General features: G+C 73.5%; 16 protein-coding genes. 4 read left to right on the top strand and 12 right to left on the bottom strand.

All coding sequences use genetic code 11. The features are described from left to right. Window positions 1–7 precede the first annotated feature (7 nt). On the bottom strand, window positions 8–760 hold the full coding sequence (locus AC1VWI_RS07895; RefSeq protein WP_499510224.1) for an SDR family oxidoreductase: 753 nt from the start codon (window positions 758–760) through the stop codon (window positions 8–10). Window positions 761–804: 44 nt separating this feature from the next. Further along, complete coding sequence (locus tag AC1VWI_RS07890; protein ID WP_499510223.1) at window positions 805–1,524, bottom strand: SDR family oxidoreductase; 720 nt, start codon at window positions 1,522–1,524, stop codon at window positions 805–807. 241 nt (window positions 1,525–1,765) lie between these two features. Between AC1VWI_RS07890 and AC1VWI_RS07885 the strand changes: the two genes are divergently transcribed. Next, window positions 1,766–3,160, top strand: coding sequence for a serine hydrolase (locus AC1VWI_RS07885; protein ID WP_499510222.1), 1,395 nt, complete (start codon window positions 1,766–1,768; stop codon window positions 3,158–3,160). A gap of 6 nt (window positions 3,161–3,166) precedes the next feature. Here AC1VWI_RS07885 and AC1VWI_RS07880 read toward each other — a convergent pair whose 3' ends face one another. From AC1VWI_RS07880 to AC1VWI_RS07865, 4 genes are all read right to left on the bottom strand, one after another. Further along, on the bottom strand, window positions 3,167–4,540 hold the full coding sequence (locus AC1VWI_RS07880; RefSeq protein WP_499510221.1) for a HEAT repeat domain-containing protein: 1,374 nt from the start codon (window positions 4,538–4,540) through the stop codon (window positions 3,167–3,169). 18 nt (window positions 4,541–4,558) lie between these two features. Next, a complete protein-coding gene (gene ligA, locus AC1VWI_RS07875) occupies window positions 4,559–6,592 on the bottom strand; it encodes an NAD-dependent DNA ligase LigA (protein ID WP_499510220.1) in 2,034 nt (677 codons plus the stop codon). An 89-nt stretch (window positions 6,593–6,681) separates the two neighbouring features. After that, entirely contained in the window at window positions 6,682–7,686 is a 1,005-nt protein-coding gene (locus AC1VWI_RS07870) for an NAD(P)H-dependent flavin oxidoreductase (RefSeq protein WP_499510219.1), read from the bottom strand. A gap of 62 nt (window positions 7,687–7,748) precedes the next feature. Further along, window positions 7,749–8,588, bottom strand: a complete 840-nt coding sequence (locus tag AC1VWI_RS07865) for an alpha/beta fold hydrolase (RefSeq protein WP_499510218.1) — start codon at window positions 8,586–8,588, stop codon at window positions 7,749–7,751. A gap of 276 nt (window positions 8,589–8,864) precedes the next feature. Here AC1VWI_RS07865 and AC1VWI_RS07860 point away from each other — a divergent pair, with 276 nt between their 5' ends. Continuing rightward, on the top strand, window positions 8,865–9,752 hold the full coding sequence (locus AC1VWI_RS07860) for a LysR family transcriptional regulator (protein WP_499510217.1): 888 nt from the start codon (window positions 8,865–8,867) through the stop codon (window positions 9,750–9,752). A 42-nt stretch (window positions 9,753–9,794) separates the two neighbouring features. On the opposite strand, the gene AC1VWI_RS07855 is transcribed toward AC1VWI_RS07860, so the two are convergent. The 3 genes from AC1VWI_RS07855 to AC1VWI_RS07845 all read right to left on the bottom strand — a co-directional run bounded on the left by AC1VWI_RS07855 (window position 9,795) and on the right by AC1VWI_RS07845 (window position 12,534). Then, on the bottom strand, window positions 9,795–11,105 hold the full coding sequence (locus AC1VWI_RS07855) for an MFS transporter (protein WP_499510216.1): 1,311 nt from the start codon (window positions 11,103–11,105) through the stop codon (window positions 9,795–9,797). A gap of 203 nt (window positions 11,106–11,308) precedes the next feature. Then, window positions 11,309–11,548, bottom strand: coding sequence for a hypothetical protein (locus tag AC1VWI_RS07850; protein WP_499510215.1), 240 nt, complete (start codon window positions 11,546–11,548; stop codon window positions 11,309–11,311). Between the two features lie 137 nt (window positions 11,549–11,685). Further along, the gene (locus tag AC1VWI_RS07845) at window positions 11,686–12,534 is read right to left on the bottom strand and encodes a class I SAM-dependent methyltransferase (RefSeq protein WP_499510214.1); all 849 of its coding nucleotides are present in this window, start codon (window positions 12,532–12,534) and stop codon (window positions 11,686–11,688) included. A gap of 128 nt (window positions 12,535–12,662) precedes the next feature. Here AC1VWI_RS07845 and AC1VWI_RS07840 point away from each other — a divergent pair, with 128 nt between their 5' ends. Then, a complete protein-coding gene (locus AC1VWI_RS07840) occupies window positions 12,663–13,208 on the top strand; it encodes an MOSC domain-containing protein (RefSeq protein WP_499510213.1) in 546 nt (181 codons plus the stop codon). Here AC1VWI_RS07840 and AC1VWI_RS07835 read toward each other — a convergent pair. Together AC1VWI_RS07835 and AC1VWI_RS07830 are read right to left on the bottom strand one after the other, a co-directional pair. Then, entirely contained in the window at window positions 13,205–13,816 is a 612-nt protein-coding gene (locus AC1VWI_RS07835) for a TetR/AcrR family transcriptional regulator (protein ID WP_499510212.1), read from the bottom strand. The genes AC1VWI_RS07840 and AC1VWI_RS07835 overlap by 4 nt on opposite strands. Window positions 13,817–13,914: 98 nt before the next feature. Next, on the bottom strand, window positions 13,915–16,974 hold the full coding sequence (locus AC1VWI_RS07830; protein WP_499510211.1) for a helix-turn-helix transcriptional regulator: 3,060 nt from the start codon (window positions 16,972–16,974) through the stop codon (window positions 13,915–13,917). A 473-nt stretch (window positions 16,975–17,447) separates the two neighbouring features. On the opposite strand from AC1VWI_RS07830, the gene AC1VWI_RS07825 reads away from it, so the two are divergent. Continuing rightward, on the top strand, window positions 17,448–18,107 hold the full coding sequence (locus AC1VWI_RS07825; RefSeq protein WP_499510210.1) for a hemerythrin domain-containing protein: 660 nt from the start codon (window positions 17,448–17,450) through the stop codon (window positions 18,105–18,107). 75 nt (window positions 18,108–18,182) lie between these two features. Here the strand turns inward: AC1VWI_RS07825 and AC1VWI_RS07820 are convergent, their stop codons facing one another. Further along, entirely contained in the window at window positions 18,183–19,382 is a 1,200-nt protein-coding gene (locus tag AC1VWI_RS07820; RefSeq protein WP_499510209.1) for an MFS transporter, read from the bottom strand. Window positions 19,383–19,563: the final 181 nt, after the last annotated feature.

Genomic DNA, 19,563 nt, shown 5'->3' with positions numbered 1-19,563 from the left:
CCTGGAGTCAGTGCGCGATGAGGTTCTGGCCGCCGTCGATGTCGTACGTCCCGCCGGTGAGCGCGTCGTTGCACATGATGTGGGTGGCCAGGGCGGCGACGTCCGCCGGGCCGACGACCCGCCGGATGGGCAGCTTGGCGCGCAGTTCCTCGCGCCGGGCCTCGAGTCGGTCACCCAGGAGCGACGCCGACAGGGAGGTGTCCACGAAGCCGGCGGCGACGAGGTTCACGCGGATCGGCGCCAGCTCCAGCGCCAGGTTCGCGGTGAGGGCGGGAAGGGCGGCGGTGAGCGCGGAGGTCACGGCCAGGCCGACGCCGGGGCGCCGGCCGCCGGTGCCGCCGATGAACAGCAGCGTGCCGCCGGGGCGGACCTTGTCGGCACTGTGGAGCGCCACCGCCAAGGTCATGGCCAGACGTTCGCTGAAGTGGCGGCGTGCCTCCCCGATGTCCATGTCGGCGAGCGGCATGTAGAAGGGGCTGCCGGCCGTGAGCAGCACGTGGTCGACCGTGCCGGGCAGGCCCTGGAAGAACTCCTTGAGACGGTCGGTGTCGGTGGCGTCGAAGGCCGCCGTGCTCAGGGGCCGGAGCTCGTCCGCGGCCTGCCGCAGCCGCTCGGCGTTGCGTCCGACCAGCACCACCTCGCCGCCACCGGCCCGTACGCGGCGGGCGGTCTCGAAGCCGATGCCCGCGCTGGCCCCGATCACCACGACGGTCTGGCCGGCGAGGTCAGGGGGGTCGTGTGACGCCTTGCCGTCCGTCATGGGCACCTCCGGTTGCCGTAGCCGTCCGTCCCGTCGTGTGGGGGTCAGACCAGCGGCTCGCCGCCGTGCAGCTGCGGGTAGAGCTTGCCGGGGCCGCCGGGCAGGGCCGCCTGGACCTGCCGGGTGACGTCGTCGGCGAGCACCTCGTCCGCTCCGGCCTCCACGCCGTCGAGGGTGGCGCGGGCGACCGCGGCGGGATCGGCCTTCGGACCGCTCACGGCGGCGGCCATCTCCGTCGCGAGGTAGCTGACGTGGAGCGCGGTGACCTGCGTGCCCTGCTCGGCGAGCGCCACCCGCAGGGCGTTGGTGATCGACCATTCGGCGGACTTGGCGGCGGCGTACCCGGCGGTGCGCGGGATGGAGACCCAGGACAGCACGGAGAGCACGTTGACGATCGCGCCGCCCCCGTTGCGCCCGAGGACCGGCGCGAACGCCCTGCTCATGGCGAGGGTGCCGAGGACGTGCGTCTCGAATTCGGTACGGAACGCGTCGAGGTCGGCGGTGAGGACGTTCGCGCGGGTCGTCGAGCCCGCGTTGTTGATCAGGAACGTCACGTCCCCGGCCTGCTCGGCCGCGGCACGGACCGACTCCTGGTCGGTGATGTCCACCGCGATCGGGACGGCGCCGGGGACGCCGACCTTCGCGGGGTCGCGGGCTCCCGCGTAGACCTTGGCCGCCCCGGCCTCGAAGAGCGCCCGCACGAACTGCTCTCCGAGCCCGCGGTTGGCTCCGGTGACGAGGGCGACGCACCCTTGGACCTTCATGGAGGCACCTTCCCGGCGTGCGGTCTCGGGGCTGGGGCGCGCGCTCACGGCCCGCCACCGCAGCCCGTGGCCGTCCGTCCTGCCCCCTCGACCTCTTCGAACCCACCCCTTCGAACGTATATCGCCCGGGTTGCCGCCACCACCGGAAGGGCGGGCACTCCTTTGGCGGCGCTCATGATGCCGTGGCCGCCATGGTCCGGAAACTGGGGTTCGGCAGCGGAGTGTCGTGGAGGAGGTCGGCGTGGCGGGCGAGTCTCCCGGCGGGGCGGATCAGCAGGAGTCGTCGGGGCGGACGGCGGACCCGGACGAGACGAACGGTGCGGCGGAGCCCTCCGTGGCCACCGGCGAGCGCCGGACGCTGCTGGACGAGCTGACGAACCCTCCTCCGCCACCCCCACCACCGCCACCGGTCGCGGAGGAGCACACCCCCGTGAGCCCGGTGAGGCTCTGGCTTCCGGTGGTCGTGCTGCTGGCGCTGGTCTTCTGCGTGGTCCAGGCGCTGCGCCCGCTGCCGGCGCCCACGCTGAAGCTGACCGCGGCGCCCTCCTACACGTTCGGCGGCGACGGACCGTCGCTGCCGTGGCCCGCCGAGGGCCAAGCGGTCCTGGAAGCCGAAGGGCTGGGCCGCATCGGTACGTTCGGCGTGCAGCGGCCGGTGCCGATCGCGAGCGTCGCGAAGGTGATGACGGCTTACGTCATCCTGCGCGACCACCCGATCGGGGACGACGGCGAGGGCAAGACCGTCGAGGTCGACCGCAAGGCCGAGGACCAGTTCGGCAGCGGGCAGACGGAGGGGGAGTCCGTCGTCAAGGTCACCGCAGGGCAGAAGCTCAGCGAGTACGAGGCGCTGGAGGCCGTCATGCTGCCCTCGGCCAACAACATCGCCCGCCTGCTGGCCCGTTGGGACGCCGGGACGGAGGAGGCGTTCGTGAGGAAGATGAACGCCACCGCCAGGGAACTCGGGATGGACGACACCACGTACACCGACCCGAGCGGCCTGGAGGCGACCACCGTCAGCACCGCGAGCGACCAGGTCAGGCTGGCGCACGCGGCGATGAAGGACGAGGTCTTCGCGGAACTCGCCGCCAAGACCCGGTACACGGACCTGAACGGCGACGTCCAGAGGAACGTCAACCGGCTCGTCGGCTCCGGCGGCGTCGTCGGCATCAAGACCGGCAGCAGCACCAAGGCGGGCGGCAACCTCCTGTTCGCGGCGGTCCGTGAGTTCGGCGGCACGCAGCAGCTCGTCATCGGAGCGATGCTGGGGCAGCACAAGGCCGACATCCTCGACACGGTGCTGGGCCGCAGCAACACCCTGCTCCAGGCCACGCTGGGCGCCCTCTCCTCGGACACGCTGGTCAGGAAGGGTGAGGTCGTCGGCTACGTGGACGACGGCCTCGGCGGCCGCACCGAGGTCATGGCTGCCGAGGACGTCCAGGCGATCGGCTGGAGCGGACTGAAGGTCCGCCTCACCCTGCACGCCCCCGAGAACGGCGTCCCGCACGCGGCGCCGGCCGGCGCCCCCATCGGCACCCTCACCGTCGGGGACGACGACAGCGCCGTCAACGTGCCGGTCGCCCTCGGCCGCCACCTGTCCTCGCCGTCGATCGGCTCGAAGCTCACCCGCCTCGGCTGACGCGGGTCACACGGGCAGCGCTCCCGCGGGGTGACCGTGTTCCCGGCCGCAGGCGGTGAGCGCGAGGACTCCGCGGCCGGTGGCCCGGGTGTGCGCTCCCAGTGCCCCGGGATCGACCGACAGGCGCGCCGCGATGTCCGTCGCGTAGCAAACGTCGGGGATCCCGAGCTCCTCCTTGACCTGACGATAGTGGGCGCGGAAAGCCTCGGGGTCCGAAGGGTCCACACCGTCGAAGGCGCCCTGGGGGAAGCCGTCGTCCTGATGCGGCAAGAGCAGGCCGGACTCGGCGGGGTGCGGAGGGCCGTCGTCCCCACGTTCCTCGGCGACGAACGCGTCGTAGTGGCGCAGCACCTGTCCGCCCTCGGCGACGCACCAGGCCGTCCAGCCGTCACCGCAGCTCATTCCGTACCAGTGCGCGGCTCCGAACCTGCTGCCGAGTTCGGCGCACCGCCGGCGCACGACGTCCTCCAGGGCCGCCTCCCGATCGTCGGCGTCGGTGATGTGGTGGGCGTCGTGGGAGGAGTGGCCGAAGACGAGGGTCCAGCCCTCCAGAGAGGGGCTGACGAAGACGCGTGCGCAGTCCTGGTGCGGGAGGCCGCGGCCCCGACGGTGGCGGTCGTGGTTCCAGGCCACCGAGCCCGTCCGGATGGTGACGGGCTCCGGGTCGCCCAGCTCGAACGCCGCGAGCACGGCGTCCTGATCGGCGGTCGGGAGCGCGTACCAGGAACCGCACAGATGCATGCCTGCCGGGACCTCGGTGAGCAACTTGATCGAGGTCAGCCGGCGCCATGCCGCCAGGTCCCGGGCGCTGAGGGCGGCAGGCCCGCCGATGGCCGCGAGCGCCTCCAGGGCCCCGGAGCGCGTCCAGGGCCCGGTCGCGGGCCGCTGCCGCACGTGCCGCAGCGCGGGGACGGCTCCCGTGCCGATCGCCGTGAGCGTCGAGACCGCTGTCTGCCGGACCTCGTCGTCGGGGTCCCCCAGCAGGGGGAGCAGCAGGTCGACGAACGCCGCCGCGGCCTCGCCCCGGCGCTGGAAGGAGGACAGCGCGCTCATGCGGACCTGTGCGTCCCGGTGCGTCAGGAGGGGCCCGAGGACGAGCGGGTCGGACACCTCCAGTCGTCCGAGGGCCCAACGGAGCCTCCTGAGCGCCTCTGGGGAGCCCGCCGACGCGACCGCCTCCACGAGGGGGAGGAGAGCGGGCTCTCCGATCCGGCACAGCACGTCCGCGGCGACGGTCCGGTCCACGGGTGAACGTTCGTCGCGCAGCACGTCGAGCACCGCCTCGACCACGACCTCCCCTTGTTCCACGAGGGCGTCGCGGGCCGGCCGCGTCCTGTCCCACGAGCCCGAGAGCTCCCCGGTCAGCAGTTCCTTGTCCATGGCGGGCACCCCGGATCCCTAGACGAGGTAGCCGGCGACCAGGTCGGCGAACTCCTGCTCGCTGAGCACCCTCGTGCCCAGTTCCTGGGCCTTGGCGAGCTTGGACCCCGCGCCCTGGCCCGCGACGAGGATGGTGGTCTTCTTCGACACGCTGCCGGAGGAGGTGCCGCCGGCGTTGCTGACGAGCTCGTTCATCTCGTTGCGGTTCCTGCCGGCGAGGGGCCCGTTCATGCCGCCCGTGATGACGACGACCTGACCGTCCAGGGGCTTCGCCTCGCCGGGCGTGACGGCGGCGGCCGGCGTCACGGGCTCGGTCATGGTGACGCCCGCGGCGACGAGCTTGTCGATGACGGGTCCCATGGCCGCGATGTGGGCCGCGATCTTGGGGGCGTTGGCCGCCGGGAGCTTGTGCACCGCGGCCAGGGCGTCGGCGTCGGCGGCGCGTATCGCGTCCATCGTGCCGAAGTGACGGGCGATCTCCCGCGACAGCGTACGGCCCGTGCGGACGATGCCGAGCGCGCAGAACACCCGGTTGAGGGGCTTGGCCCTGGCCGCCTCGATCTGCGCCACCACGGTGTCGGCGCGCTTCTCGCTGCGGGTCGCGTCGACCAGTTGCCCACGTGTGAGGCCGAACAGGTCGGCCACGTCGGCGACCGCGCCGCCGTCGACGAGGGCCTCCAGGTAGGTGACGCCGAGACCGTCGATGTCGAGCTGGTCGCGGCCCACGGCGTACCGCAGCGCGGCGAGCAGCCCGCATCCGCCGCCGGTGCCGCCCGCGCACTCCCACCGTTCGCCGGAGGTGTCGATCTCGCCGCCGCACGTCGGGCACGACTCGGGGAACACCACGGGCGTCTCGTCGCCCGTGCGCAGTTCCACCACGGGTGCCTCGATGCGGGGGATGATGTCGCCGGCCTTCCACACCATGACGGTGTCGCCGATCATCATGCCGCTGTCGCGGATGAACTTCGGGTTGTGCAGCGTCGCGTACCGGACGACGCTGCCGTCGACCTCGACCGGCTCCAGCACGGCCCGCGGTGCGATGATGCCGGTGCGTCCGACGTTCCACTCCACCGCCAGGAGCTTCGACTGCCGGACGGCGGCGGCGAGTTTGTACGCCGTCGCCCAGTGCGGGTGGCGGGTGGCGAACCCGGCCTTCTCCTGCTCGGCGACCGCGTCGGCCTTGATGACGACCCCGTCGATGCCGAACGGCAGCTCCGCGCGCAGCCCGGCGATCTCGTCGACGCGGCGCTGCACCTCCTCCACGGTGCCGCAGACACGCGGCCCGGCCGGTGTCGCGGCCGTGGTCTGCACCCCCGCGGCGGCGACCGCCTCCATCATCTCCGTGTGCGTGTCAGCGGTCAGACCGACCACGCCGTACGCGTAGAAGGTCGTCTCGATCACGTAGGTGCGGTCCTTGGCGCGCAGCGTCCCGGCCGTGCCGTTGCGCGGGTTGGAGAACACCTTCGCCCCGTGGGCCGTGCGTATGGTGTTGGCCGCCGCGAACTGCTCGCGGGTGAGCAGGACTTCCCCGCGCACCTCGAAGGTGGCCGGTGAGTTCAGCTCCAGGGGCAGGCCCACGATCGACCCGATCGCATGGGAGACGTCCTCGCCGAAGGTGCCGTCGCCCCGGGTGACGAGCTGCGTCAGGCGCCCGTCCACGTACCGGGCGGCGATGGCCGCGCCGTCCAGCTTGGGCTCGGTGACGTAGCCGCCCTGAACCGGCGCGCCCAGACGGCGGGCGACGGACGCGTCCCACTTCACCAGTTCCTCGGGGCTGAACACATTGTCGAGGGACAACATGGGAACGGTGTGGGCGACATCGCCCGCCGGGGCGGCACCACCGCCCACCTTGCCCGTGGGGGAGTCCTCCCGGACGTCCTCGGGGTGCTCCAGCTCGTAGTCGCGGATGCGCCCGGCCAGCAGGTCGTACGCGGCGTCGTCCAGCGGGCTCGTCCCGTCGGCGTAGTAGGCGGCGCACGCCTGCAGGGCCGTGTCGACGGCGGAGCGGTAGTCCTCACGGGACATCAGCGGGGCAGCGATCACTGTCGTCATGTGCCGCATCTTGGTGCACGGGTCTGACAGTGAGGCGGTCAAGCGCGCGGGCAGGGCCCGTCAGCGGCCGCCGGCCGGTCGAACGCCCGTCAGGCGGACTCCTTGCCGATGCCGCCGGACGCCTTGCACAGCAGCCGGGCGGCCCCGTCCGCGAGTTCGCGGACGACGTCGAGGGCCGACTCGATGCGGGAGACCGTGCCGACCGCCTCGCCCGCGTAGAGGGCCATCGCGTCCAGGTGCCCGGTCGTGGTCCGGAGCGGGCAGACCGGGCTGGACGCCGGGACGGGTACGGGCACGCCGCCCAGTACCGCCTCGCCGGCGGTGTCGGTGTCCAGGGCGCGTGCGCGTTCGACGCACTCCGACAGGACGCGGTGCGGCGCGTCGGGCCATCCGGTCGAGAACTGCGTCGTCAGTACGGTGTCGCCGGCGCCCGCCCTGATCAGGGCCTCCTTGTACCGCGGGTGCGCGTCGGACTCGTGCGTGGCGACGAACCGCGTGCCGATGCGGGCCGCGTGCGCCCCGGCGGCCAGCACCGCGGCGAGGGACCGCGCGGTGCCGATGCCGCCCGCCGCGACGACCGGGACGTCGACCGCGTCGAGCACCTCGTCGAGGAGCGGGAGCAGGGGCCGTACCCCGCGCACGTGGCCGCCCGCCTCCCTGCCCTGGGCGACGACGAAGTCGCACCCCGCGTCGGCCGCGGCCCGGGCCTCCTCGACCGAACCCACCTGCCAGGCGGCCAGCGCCCCGCCGCGCTTGGCACGGGTGACCAGGCGGGGTACGGGATCCGCGTAGAAGAACTCGACGACCGGCATCCGCTCCGCGGCGACGTCGACGCACGCCTCGTCCTCGAGCAGCGGCAGGATGAAGTTGACCCCCACCGGGCGGGAGGTGCGCCGCCGTACCGCGTCGAGCAGGTCGGTGAGGACGGGCGGTGGCACCATCGGGTAGCCCACCATGCCGAGCGCCCCCGCCGCGGACACCGCGTCGGCGAGGTCCAGCCCGCTCACCCAGCCCATGCCGGCCAGCTGGATCGGCACGTCGCAGCCGACGAGGTCGGTGAACGGGGTGCGCAGCGGGATGGGTACGGTCGCCATGTGCTGATGCAAGCGCCCGCCGTCGCGCTGTCGCCACTGCGACGCGGCACGCGGGTGGAGCGTCACCCCGACGGCCGATGCGCCGCCTCGACGGGGTGACGCCGGATGAAGTCGAGGACGGTCCACGCGACGAGGGAGGGGTCCTCCAGGGGCATCGCGTGGCTGACGCCCGGGAGCGTCACCTGGCGGGCCCGGGCGAGCCGCCCGGCCAGCGCGCGGTTCCGCGCCCGGTAGGGGCTGTTGAGGCGCTCCCCCTCGCCGCCGGCCACCAGGAGCACCGGCTGCGGCAGGCCGTCGAGGCCGGCCACGTCGGAGTCCCACGCGGCGAACGCCGCTCGCTCGTGGTCGAAGAAGTACCTGCCGCTGAGCACCGACTTCCTGAAGCCTTCCGTGCCGAGCACACGGGTCATGACGTCCAGGTAGCCGGGGGCGCACACGCTCCCCGGGAAGAAGCCGTAGGCCCGCGCCAGGTCGCCCTCCTCCGCGGCGGCGACGGCCCGGCGCATGGCGTCGCTCTCCGGCTCGTCGGGGGCGTACGGGAACGCCGGTTCCAGCAGCACCATCGACCCGACGAGCTCCGGGTGCGCGGCGGCCAGTTGCAGGGTGATGGTGCCGCCGGTCGAGTGGCCGACCACATGCGCCTGCCCGATCCCCCGGGCGGTGAGCACCTCCGCGAGGTGCCGGGCGTGGTCGGTGACGCCCAGCCGACCGCTCAGGTCCCGGCTCCGGCCGTACCCGGCGCGGTGGGTGCGTACGACCCGCAAGCCGGGGAGCAGCCCGGCGAGCGGTGCGAACCAGTCGGCGCCGAAGGAGGCGTGGACGAGCAGTACCGCCTCGCCGTCCCCCTCGTCCCAGAAGGCGATGTCGGCGTCCGGTGTCACGATGTGCTGCTCCGCTCGCATGGGCATTCGCCTCGGAGTGCGTGCCGTCCCTGCTGCCATGTGGTGGTTTGTGCAACTTCACGCGAGGCGATGCTGTTCCCGGCGGGGCGATTCCCCGTGGCCGGTCACCCTGCGGATCGGCCGCTTCGCGGTGAGTGCCGTTGCTCGCGGCGACCGGGACGGCCGTGACGTCGCCGTGCGCTCCGGTCACCGGATGCGATGCTGGACAGCGTGGGTCATCACCGGTGGAGATGACCGTCCGGTTCGGGCCACGGGAAAGGGACGGCGGCGGTTCGCATGGATCTGCGGCAGATGGAAGTGGTGGTCGCGGTCGCCGAGGAGGGCGGGTTCACGGCGGCGGCGCAGCGGCTGCACGTGGTGCAGTCCGCGGTGTCCGGCACGGTGCGGGCCCTGGAGAAGGAACTGGGCAGCGCCTTGTTCGACCGGACCACGCACCGCGTGTCGCTGACCCCGGCGGGGGAGGCGTTCGTGCCCGCCGCCCGTGCGGCGCTCCGCGCGGCCGAGGAGGCGCGAGCGGTGGTCGACGCCGTACGGGGTGAGGTGCGCGGACGCGTGACGGTCGCCATCATGCAGGGCGTCTGGGCCGGCCTGCACCGCGCCCTGGCGGGACTGCGCGCGGAGCACCCCGGGGTGAGCGTACGTCTGCAGCAGGCACCGGTGGCCAACGTCCGGCAGGCGCTGAGCGAGGGCACCGTGGACCTCGGCGTGGTGGCGCTCGACCGGCAGCAGCAACGGGGACTGGTGACCCGTCTGCTGTCGCGCGAGGAGATGCTGCTGGTGTCCTCGCCGACGCGTGCCTTCGCCGAGGAGGATCTGGTGCGCCTCGACGAGATCTCCGGCATGCCGTTCGTGGACTTCCTGCCCGGCTGGGCCATCCGCTACTCGGTGGACCGGGCCTTCCGGGCCGCCGCCGTGGAGCGGTCCACGGTGTTCGAGGTGAACGACATCGTGGCGGCGTCCGAGCTGGTCCGGCACGACCTCGGGGTGTGCATCATGCCGGCGTCGATCGCGGCCCGGTTCCCGGACCTCTCCGTACGCCGGTTCGTGCAGCACGCGCCCGCCTGGAAGGTCATGGTGGTCCGCCGCCGGGGAGACATGTCGCCCGCGGTCGAGGCGCTGCTGCGGCACATCACCCCCCGGACGGCGGCGGAGACGACGGGATGAGAACGGTGGGATGAGCACGGCGGGGCCCGCCGGCCGGAGGCGTTACCGGATCACGGCCGCCGCGCTCGCGGGCGCGGTGTCCTTGCGGCCGGGGCGGCGCTCCGTCGCCCAGTAGGCGAGGGAGATCAGCGGCAGGGCGGCACCGAGGACGCTCACCGCCGTCCAGCCGCCGGCGTGGTAGGCGAGCGACCCGAGCTGCGAGCCGAGTGCGCCACCCGCGAAGAAGACGGCCATGAAGGCGCTGTTGAGCCGTGACCGGGCGCCGGCGTCGAGCTGGTAGATCGTGTGCTGGCCGAGGACGAGGGTGGTCTGCACGGCCATGTCGATCAGGATCCCGGCAAGGGCGATCAGGACGATCTGGTGCTGCCCGAATCCCGCCAGGGCGAAGGCCGGCGCCGCCACGGCGAGGGCGATGCCCGTCACGGGACGCACGAGCCCGCGGTCCGCCCAGCGGCCGGCCAGCGGTGCCACCGCGGCACCGGCGACGCCCACCAGCGCGAACACTCCGACGCCGATCTGCGAGTAGTGGAACCGCGGCCCGGTGAGGAGGAAGGAGACGGTGGTCCAGAAGGCGCTGAACGCGGCGTACATCGCCGCCTGGTACAGCCCCCGGCGCAGCAGCGCGGGGTGGGTGCGCACCAGCCGGAACATGGAGCGCAGCACCTGGCCGTAGGCGAGCGACGTGGTGGGGGCCTGCTGCGGCAGTGCCGCGCGCAGCGCCAGGGCGAGGAGGGCCATCAGGACCGCGGAACCCAGGTACACGTAGCGCCAGCCCGCGACGTCGGAGACCAGGCTGCTGACCGTGCGGGAGAGCAGGATGCCGACGAGCAGGCCGCTCATGACGCGGCCGACGACGCGGCCGCGGGAATGGTCGGGCGCCAGGCTCGCGGCGAACGGGACGAGGATCTGGGCGACCACCGACGTGGCGCCGCTGACCAGCGACGCGGCGAACAGCATCGCGAAGCTGGTCGCGAAGCCGGCCACCGCGAGGGCGACGGTGGCGACGAGGAGCAGGGCGATGACCAGCCGGCGCTTCTCCAGCCGGTCGCCGAGCGGCACGAGGAAGAGCATGCCGGCCACGAAGCCGATCTGCGTCACGGTGATCAGCGCGCCTGCCGTGGCGGTGTCGACGTGGAAGACCTGGCCGAGCGAGGACAGCAACGGCTGGGCGTAGTACAGGTTGGCGATGGACATGCCCGACGCCACGGCGAGCAGCCCCACCAGCCATCCCGGCACGCTGCGGGCGGCCTCGGCGGCCTCGGCGGCCTCGGCGGCCTCGGCGGCCTCGGCGGCCTCGGCGGACGCGGCGGGCGTGGGGCCCTGCGGGGACTGGGAAGCGGGGGAAGCGGTCACGGAACCCCTTCGTAACGTGAACCGCCGAGGCGGTCCGGGTGTGCTGGACGGTCGCCGAGCGGGCTTTTGGCTGCTCAGCTGCATGCTCCAGCGTCGGCACGGTTCGCCTGCTTCCTCGATGCGCGAGATGAATCGTGATGCCGGTCATCTCGAACAGAGATGATGTCGGGTGCAGGCAGACTTGGTGGGCTACTGAACGGGGGCTAGTGCCACAACTGCCGGGAGCCGCCTGATTCCGTTGCCTCATGCGCGGTGAGGGCGAGCCGCCCTCCGTCGCGCACCGCGATGACGTCGACCATGAGTGTGCCGTTCGCGTCGAGGCGCAGGGTGAAGACCGGGTCGAGGGCCATCAGGAAGTCGAATCCCTCCTCCCCCGAGAGCGGGCCGGCGAGTGTCGCCTGGCAGGTCCAGGTGGAGCCGGCGACCTCGATCTCGACGGGCACCTCGAACGAGCCCTGGCACGTCGACCGGTTGTGCCACCACTCGAGCGTCGCCGCCCCCGCGTAGCTGTCCAGGGTCCGAGTATCCGGCCTCGAGGTTTCGTGACGGTCCGTCGGTCGTCAGGGGACCGGAAGGCGCTCTACCGGCGGACCGCCGAGATCAGTCCGCCGGGCCGCTCCTCGCCCTGCGGCGGGGTGCCGATCGGGCGGCCGTAGGCGGCAGCGCGCTCGCGCAGGGTGTGGCTGCCGGCCTCCCAGCCGTGCCCGGCCAGCCAGCCCACCGGGTCGTCGGGCATCTCCGAGACCCACATGGACGCCGCCGATCCCGGCACGGCGTCCGCGCCGAAGCGCTCGATCACGCCGCGCGAGCCCAACGTCAGCCCCATCCGACTGCCTGGCGCCGACCGCGCGCTGATCCGGGCCAGCAGCAGTTCCACTGCGTCCTCGGGCAGATAGATCAGCAGTCCTTCGGCGATCCACACGGTCGGCAGGGCCGGGTCGTGCCCTGCGGCGGCCAGCGCGCCCGGCCAGTCCTCACGCAGATCCACCGCGACGGTGATCCGCTCGCAGCGTGCGACGGCCCGCTCCTGGCACAGCACCGAAGCCTTGAAGTCCAGTGGCGCGGCGGTGTCGACCTCGAACAGCCGGGTGCCCTCGGGCCAGTCCATCCGGAAGGCCCGGCTGTCCATGCCGGCGCCGAGCAGCACGACCTGCCGGACCCCGGACGCGGAGGCCTGCAGCAACAGGTCGTCGAGGAACTTCGTCCTGATGACGATGGAGAACGTCACGGCCAGCCGGCGGCGTCGCGCGGTCTCGTCACCGGGCGGCGGCGAGGAGGGCCACAGGCCGCCGGCGGTGGCGAAGGCCTGTGCCAGTGGGTCGCGGAACAGCGCGTCCTCCCGCTCGGTCTCCATCGCGCGCACCCTGGCCACCCCCACCGCGGTGGTCCACACTCCCGACGGCTGGACCCGCTCCTGCTCATCAGTCACCGCGCCAGCCTAATCACCTTGGTCCAGGGCCGGTGGTGGGGGCTGATCGCCTACGGGCAGCCCACCTCGTGAAAGCTCGAGGCTAGGATCGGCCTGCCACGCGGACCGAGGACAGGTGGGGATGGGACATGGCCGGCCGGGTCACGGCGGTGAGCCGCCATGCGACGTACGCCTTCAGCAAGCCCAATCGTGAGTCCGTCACGCTGCTCGTCGGGCTCGGCGTCGAAGGGGACGTCCACGCAGGCGAGACGATCCGCCACCAGTTCCGGATGACCTACGAGCCCGACCTGCCGAACCTGCGCCAGGTCCACCTGATGCACGAGGAACTCTTCGACGAGCTCGTGCTCAAGGGCTTCGACGTCTCGGCCGGCCGGCTCGGCGAGAACATCACCACCCGCGGCGTGGACCTGCTGGGCCTGCCCACCGGCTCCCTGCTGCACCTCGGCGACGAGGCCGTGGTGGAGGTGACGGGGCTGCGCAACCCCTGCGCGAAGATCAACGACTTCCGCAAGGGCCTGCTCGGCGAGATGTTCGCGCTGGATCCGGTGTCGGGGGAGTTCACCTTCAAGTCCGGCGTCATGGGCGTGGTCCGCTGCGGCGGAGTCGTCCGCCCCCAGGACCCCGTCGAGGCCGAACTCCCGCCCACCCCGCACCGGCCCCTGGAGCGCGTCTAGCGTCGTGGGAGTGCGGGGGCCGGCGGTGCGCCCTGCTCGGCGCAGCAGGCCATGCCCAGGCGGATCAGGCTCGTGCGCATCCTGTGGGCGCCGAGTTCGGGGAGGAGGGCGCCGACGTGGTCCGCGGACAGGGCGGCGAGGAGGGTGTGGGCGAGGGCGGGCGGGTCGGGGGTGGTGGCGAGCAGGGTCGTCAGGTGGTCGTGCCAGAAGCGGTAGGCGGCGGTGCGGTGGCGTGCGCCCGGGTGCGCGGACTGGGAGGCGCGGAGGAGGTCCAGGTGCCCGGCCACGTGGTCGAGGTAGGCGGTGACGAACGCCGCGAGGCGGTCCTCGGCCGGGACTCCGGGGCCGAGTGGGGGCGGTCCGTCGAGGACGGCTTCCCGCAGTTCGCGTTCGCGGGCGGCCAGGAGCGCGGAGGCCAGTCCGGACCGGTCGCCGAAGCGGCGGTACACGGTGCCCTTGCCGACGCCCGCGGCGACGGCGACCCGGTCCATGGAGACGCCGTCCGCGCCGTGTTCGGCGAAGAGACGGGCGGCTGCCTTGAGTATCGCGGCGCGGTTGCGCGCGGCGTCCACCCGCTCCCTGAGCGGCGGGTCGTGGTCGTGCCTCACGTACGGACTCCTGGCCGAAGCATGTTGTGACGTCGGGACCGATGCTGGCAGGCCGGAGTCGTCCCGGGCATCGGGAGAATTCCCGAACTCGGAATCCCTCAGGGGGAGGACGGGAGCCCGTGGCGGTGCGCCATCGCCGCGGCCTCGGTGCGGCTGGAGGCACCCAGCTTGGCCAGGATGCTGGAGACGTGCGTGCTCGTCGTCTTCTGCGATATGTGGAGCTCTTCGGAGATCCGGCGGTTGCTGTAGCCCCTCGCGACCAGCCCCAGCACCTCCGACTCGCGCGGGGTGAGCCCGAACGGCGTCGCCGGTTCCGTCGCGGTGGCGGCGGTCGCGGGCGGGCCCTGTTCGTCCGCCGGGCCCGTGCCGGCCCGGCGCGTCACCGCTTCGACGTCCGCGAGGAGCAGGCCCGCCCCGAGGTCGGTGGCGATGCGCCGTGCCCGGCCGAGCCGGTCGAGTGCCGCGGCGCGGTGCCGGCGGGTGGTGAGCAGGGCGCGTCCCTCGCCGAGGAGCGCCGCCGCCGTCTCGTAGGGACGCTCGGCCGCCGTGAAGCCGGCCACGGCCTTCGACCACAGGGCCGGGTCGTCGGACCCCTCGGCGCGTGCCAACTCCGCGTGGAGCAGCCGCTCGTACGCCGCCCAGACGGGGAAGACGACGTCGAGCCGGCCGGCGGCGCGGCGTACCGCGGCGAGGACCTCGGGCGAGGCACCGCCGAGGGCGGAGGACCGACGGGCCTCGGCCTCGACCGCCGCCGCGGTGCGCAGCAGCGGCAGCGACCAGCGGACGGGGCCGGTGGTCAGGCCCGCGGCGTCGGCCCGCAGGAACTCGGCCCGGGCGTCCGTGAGACGGCCCTGGGCGGCCGCGATCTCCATCGTGCAGTGGCTGAGGGCGCCGAGGAGCTCGGCCCGCAGCCGCTCGGTGCCGCGCAGTCGCTCGGCGAGCGCCAACTGCCGGGCGGCGCCGTCCGCGTCACCGCGGTGGAGCAGGTGGTACGCGCGGCGGGCCGCGAACGTCCAGCGCGGCAGCCGCGACCGGGCGACCGAGGCGGCCTCGTCGAGGGCCGCCTCGGACTCCTCCCAACGGCCCAGGGAGAAGAGGCTGATCGCCCTGTTGGAGTGCACCCACGCCTCGTGGTCGGCCAGCCCGAGCGACCGGCACAGCGCGATGCCGTGGTCCGCGGCCGCGACGGCCTCCCGGGAACGGCCCATGCCCTCCAGGATCGACGGCAGGTTCTGGTTCGCCCGCCCGGCGATGCCGAGTTCGCCCAGTTCCTCCGCCCGCCGCCTGACCTCGTACAACTCGGCGACGCCGGCGCCGTCACGGTCGGTCCCGGCGTCCAGCAGGCACCTGGTCATGCGGGCGTGCAGTTCCAGTGCCTCGGCGCCCACGGCGGCCGCGTACCGCACGGCCTCGTCGGTGGCGGCCCGGTTGTCCGTACCGGGACGGTGGACGGCGCTCCAGTTGGCGATGTGGACCAGGACGTCGGCGTGCACCGGCGACGGGACCAGTCCGTCGACCAGTTTCCGCGCCGTCTCGAGGTCCTGCCATCCGTCGCCGCGGTTCAGTCCCTGGATCAGCCGGGACCGCTGGGTGCGGAACCACGCGGCGCGCAACCGGTGCGGCTCGTCCTCCGGAGGAAGGCCCTCCAGGGCGGTGTCGGCAAGGCGCAGTGCCGTGTCGAGGCTGCCGCTGTGCAGCGCGGCGACGGTGGCGGTCGCGAGCAGCTCCAGGCGGAGGCGTCCGCTCCCGTCGAGCCGGGGCGCGGCGTGCCCGTTCCCGTCGAGCCCGGGCCCCGCGTGCCCGGCGCCACCGCGCGGGTAGGTCTGCGGGCAGCGCGGGGCGGGCAGGGCGGCACGGGCCTCGTCCGGGACCCGGTCCCACAGCTGGAGCGCCCGTTCCAGGTGCCACAGCTGCTCGGCGTAGGCGTAGCAGTGACGTGCCTCCTCGGCCGCCGCGACGCTCATCCGCAGGGCCTTCACGGAGTCCTGCGCGGCGTGCCAGTGCCGGGCCAGACGGCAGGACAGTTCCACCGCGGGCACGAGCGCGGGGTCGGCCTCCAGCGCCTGCGCGTACCGGCGGTTGATCAGGGCGCGTTCGCCCGGCAGCAGGGTCTCGCTGACGGTCTCGCGCACCAGCGAGTGCCGGAACCGGTAGTCCGAGCCGCCCGGTTCGGGGACGAGGACGTGGGCGAGGACGGCCGCGCGCAGCCCCTCGATCAGCTCGTCCTCGGGCAGCCCCGCCACCTCCCGCAGCAGTGCGTACCCGGTCACCGTCCCGCCCTCGGCGGCCGTGCGCAGGATGCGCCGGCTGGTCTCCGGCAACGCCTCCAGCCGGGTCAGCAGCACGTCGTGGAGCTCGTCGAGGAGCTCGCCGGCGCCGGCGAGCTCCTCGACGAAGAAGGCGTTGCCGTCGGAGCGGGCGAAGACGTCGTCGAGGACCGCCGGGTCCGGTGGCACCCCGAGGATGCCGGTGAGCTGTCCGCCGACCTCGCCCCGGGTGAACCGGGGGAGCGCCACACGGCGTACGGACCTGAGCCGGCCCAGCTCCGCGAGCAGCGGGCGCAGCGGGTGCCGGGGGTCGACGTCGTCCGACCGGTAGGTCCCCACGAGCAGCAGCCTGCCGCGCCGCCTGGTGCGGAACAGGTAACCCAGCAGGTTGCGGGTGGAGGCGTCGGCCCAGTGCAGGTCCTCGATGACGAGTACGACCAGGCGGTCCGAGGCGAGGCGCTCCAGGACGCGGGTGGTGAGCTCGAACAGCCGCGTCACGTCGTCGTCCCGGTGGTCGACGGGCGTCACGCCGCCCGGGTCCGGCAGGATCCGGGCGAGGAGCTCCTCATGGCCCGCGCTCGCCGCGCGCACCTCGTCGGGCAGTCGCTGCCACAGCACGCGCAGGGCCTCGGAGAACGCGGCGAAGGGCAGGCCGTCGCCGCCGAGTTCGACGCAGCCACCGACCGCCGCGACGGCCGCCCTCGGCTCCAGCGACCGCAGGAGCTCCCCGACCAGCCTCGTCTTGCCCACCCCGGCCTCGCCCCGGACGAGGACGGCCTGGGGGTCGCCGCCGTCCGCGGCCCCGGCAGCCCGCAGCAGCTCGGCCAGTTCGGCCTCGCGGCCCACGAAGACGGGGCTGACGCGGGTCTGTGCCGGGAGGGAGGCGCTCATCCGAGGGGACCTGTGGGGACCTGTGGGTGGTGACCACCGGGAACCGGGGCGGCGTGCCCCCGTCGTGGTCATGCGGACAATTCTCGCCGAAGGGTAGCAACGTGCGGGCCCTTCCCCGCCCGTGGGGCCGGGCCGGGCGGGGAGCGACCCCCGTGGCGAGCCCCCCGACTGGCTCGACCACAGGGTGCAGCGTTCGCGGGCGGGGGTCCCCGCGAATCCGCGGCTCCGACGGACCGCCGGGGTGGAGCCCTTCCGATGCTGGCGGAGCCGGGCCCTCCCGCGCATCGGGAGAACTCCCGACCGCCCTGCGGCGCCCGTCGGGCGGCCGTGCGGCGCGGACTCCGGCGCGGGATCGGGAATTCTCCCAATGCGTGCGGGCCGCTGCCGCTGACAGCATGCGAAGCTCCGTTCCGCGATCTCCCCCACCAATCGAGGCTTCAGCAGTGGCAGCAGTACCGACAGTCAGCGAACCCATGGCCGATGTGCGCGACATGTTCATGGCGCACACGATGATGCGCCGGGAGTTCCGCCTGCTCCCGCAACTCGTCCGGGACGTGGAGGCCGGTGACACCCGGCGCGCCGGGATCGTGGCGGACCATGCCGACAAGGTGTGCCTCATCCTGCACCTGCACCACGAGGGCGAGGACAAGGTGGTGTGGCCGCGCCTCCTGGAGCGCGGCGGCGAGCGGACCGCGGCCATCGTGCCCACGATGGAGGCGCAGCACCACGGCATCGACACCGCCCTCACCGGGGTGACCGCGCTCCTGCCGGGGTGGCGCGCCACCGCCCAGGACGGCGAGGCCCTCGCCGCGGCCCTCGAAGAACTGCTGAGCAGGCTCCTGGAGCACATGGCCCTGGAGGAGAAGGAGATCCTCCCGCTGGCCGAGGAGCACATCACCGCGGCGGAGTGGGCGGAGCTCGGTGAGCACGGCATGGCCAACAGCCCAAAGAAGGACCTGCCGCTGGCCTTCGGCATGGTGATGTACGAGGGCGACCCCGAGGTGATCAAGGCGGTCCTCTCGCACGCCCCGCTGGTGCCCCGGCTGATCATGCCGCTCCTGGCCCCGCGCCTGTACGCCTCGCACGCCAAGCGCGTGCACGGGACGCCGACCCCGCCCCGCGTCGGGGCCTGACCCGGTCACCGTAGGGCGGGGCGTACGCGGTACGCCCCGCCACGGTGACGGCCGCCCGGCCTCAGGCCCCCGGCCTCAGGCCCCCGCGGGGAAGGCGTGCCTCCTGCCCCCGGTCACGGCCGCGGCGGCGGCGACCAGGAGGGCCAGCGACGCCCAGGTGATCGACGCGGTCCCCAGGTCCGCGACCAGGAGGCCGCCGATGAGGCCGCCCAGGGCGATGGACGAGGAGAAGACCGTGATCGTGATCGACTGCGCGACGTCGGCGGCCGCCCCCGTCGCGTTGATCGCGGCGCCGATGAACAGGCTCGGGGAGCTGCCGAAGGCGAAGCCCCACGCCGCGACGGCGACGTAGACCAGCGCGGGCACGCCGGAGCACACGGCGAGCACGAGCACGGTGAGCGCGAACAGCGCGGTGCTGCCCACGACGAGCCTGCGCAGGTGCCGGTCGATGTGGGTGCCGACGACGAGGACGCTCAGGATGGACGTGACGCCGAAGGCGAACAGCACCCAGCCCGCCTGGCCGCCCATGCCCAGGTACCCGAGGAGGTCGGTGACGTAGGTGTAGAGGATGTTGTGGGCGACCATGTAGGTGGCGAGGGCGAACAGGATGGTGCGCAGCCCCGGCAGGCGCAGGACCTGCCGGACCGTGAAGCGTTCGTCGGCCGACCGGCCGGGCAGGTTCGGCAGCGTCGCCAGGATCCACACCATGGTCAGCGCGGTCAGGGCCGCGGACGCGTGGAAGGCGAGCTGCCACCCGCCGAGGGCGCCCAGCCAGGTTCCCAGCGGGACGCCCAGCGCCAGCGACACGGGGGTTCCGGCAAGGGATATGGCGATGGCGCGGCCCTGGCGTCCCTCGGGGGCGAGCTGGGCGGCGTAACCGCCGAGGAGCGGCCAGACGAGCCCGGTGCCGAGGCCGGCGACGAAGCGGATCACGAGGGTTTGCGCGTAGTCGTCGGACAGCGCCGTGAGGGCGTTGGCGACGGCGACCGTGCCGAGCGCGAGCTGCAGCACGTTCTTGCGGGGCCACCTTGCCGTCGCCCGGGTCAGCGGGATCGCCCCGATCGCGGTGGCGAGGGCGTAGATGGTCACGGTCTGGCCGGTGAGCGAGACGCTCGTGTGGAGCGTGCCGCTGATCTCCGGCAGCAGGCCGGCGGGCAGGCATTCGGTGAGGATGCCGACGAACCCGCTGAGGAAGAGGCCGAAGAGGGCCCTCCCGGGGAGGCGGTCCCGTCCGCGTGCTGGGGTGGACGGACCTGTGGTGGTCGTTTCCGTCATTCTTCGTGGTCCATGGGCTGTGTGTGACCCGACGCCGTGCGGGCGGACGGGTCGGGCGGCACGCGATCCGGAGCGGGCACGGAGGGCGTGACCCCGGGATGGCGTGACCCCGGGTGGTCGTCTCCGGGGCTCGTCCAGGCTGCTCCGGCCGTCCGGCGTCACCCAGAGCCCCGCCCTGCCT

This window comes from Streptomyces sp. TOM-9 (assembly GCF_056858595.1).
This window is presented reverse-complemented; position numbering and strand designations above follow the sequence as displayed.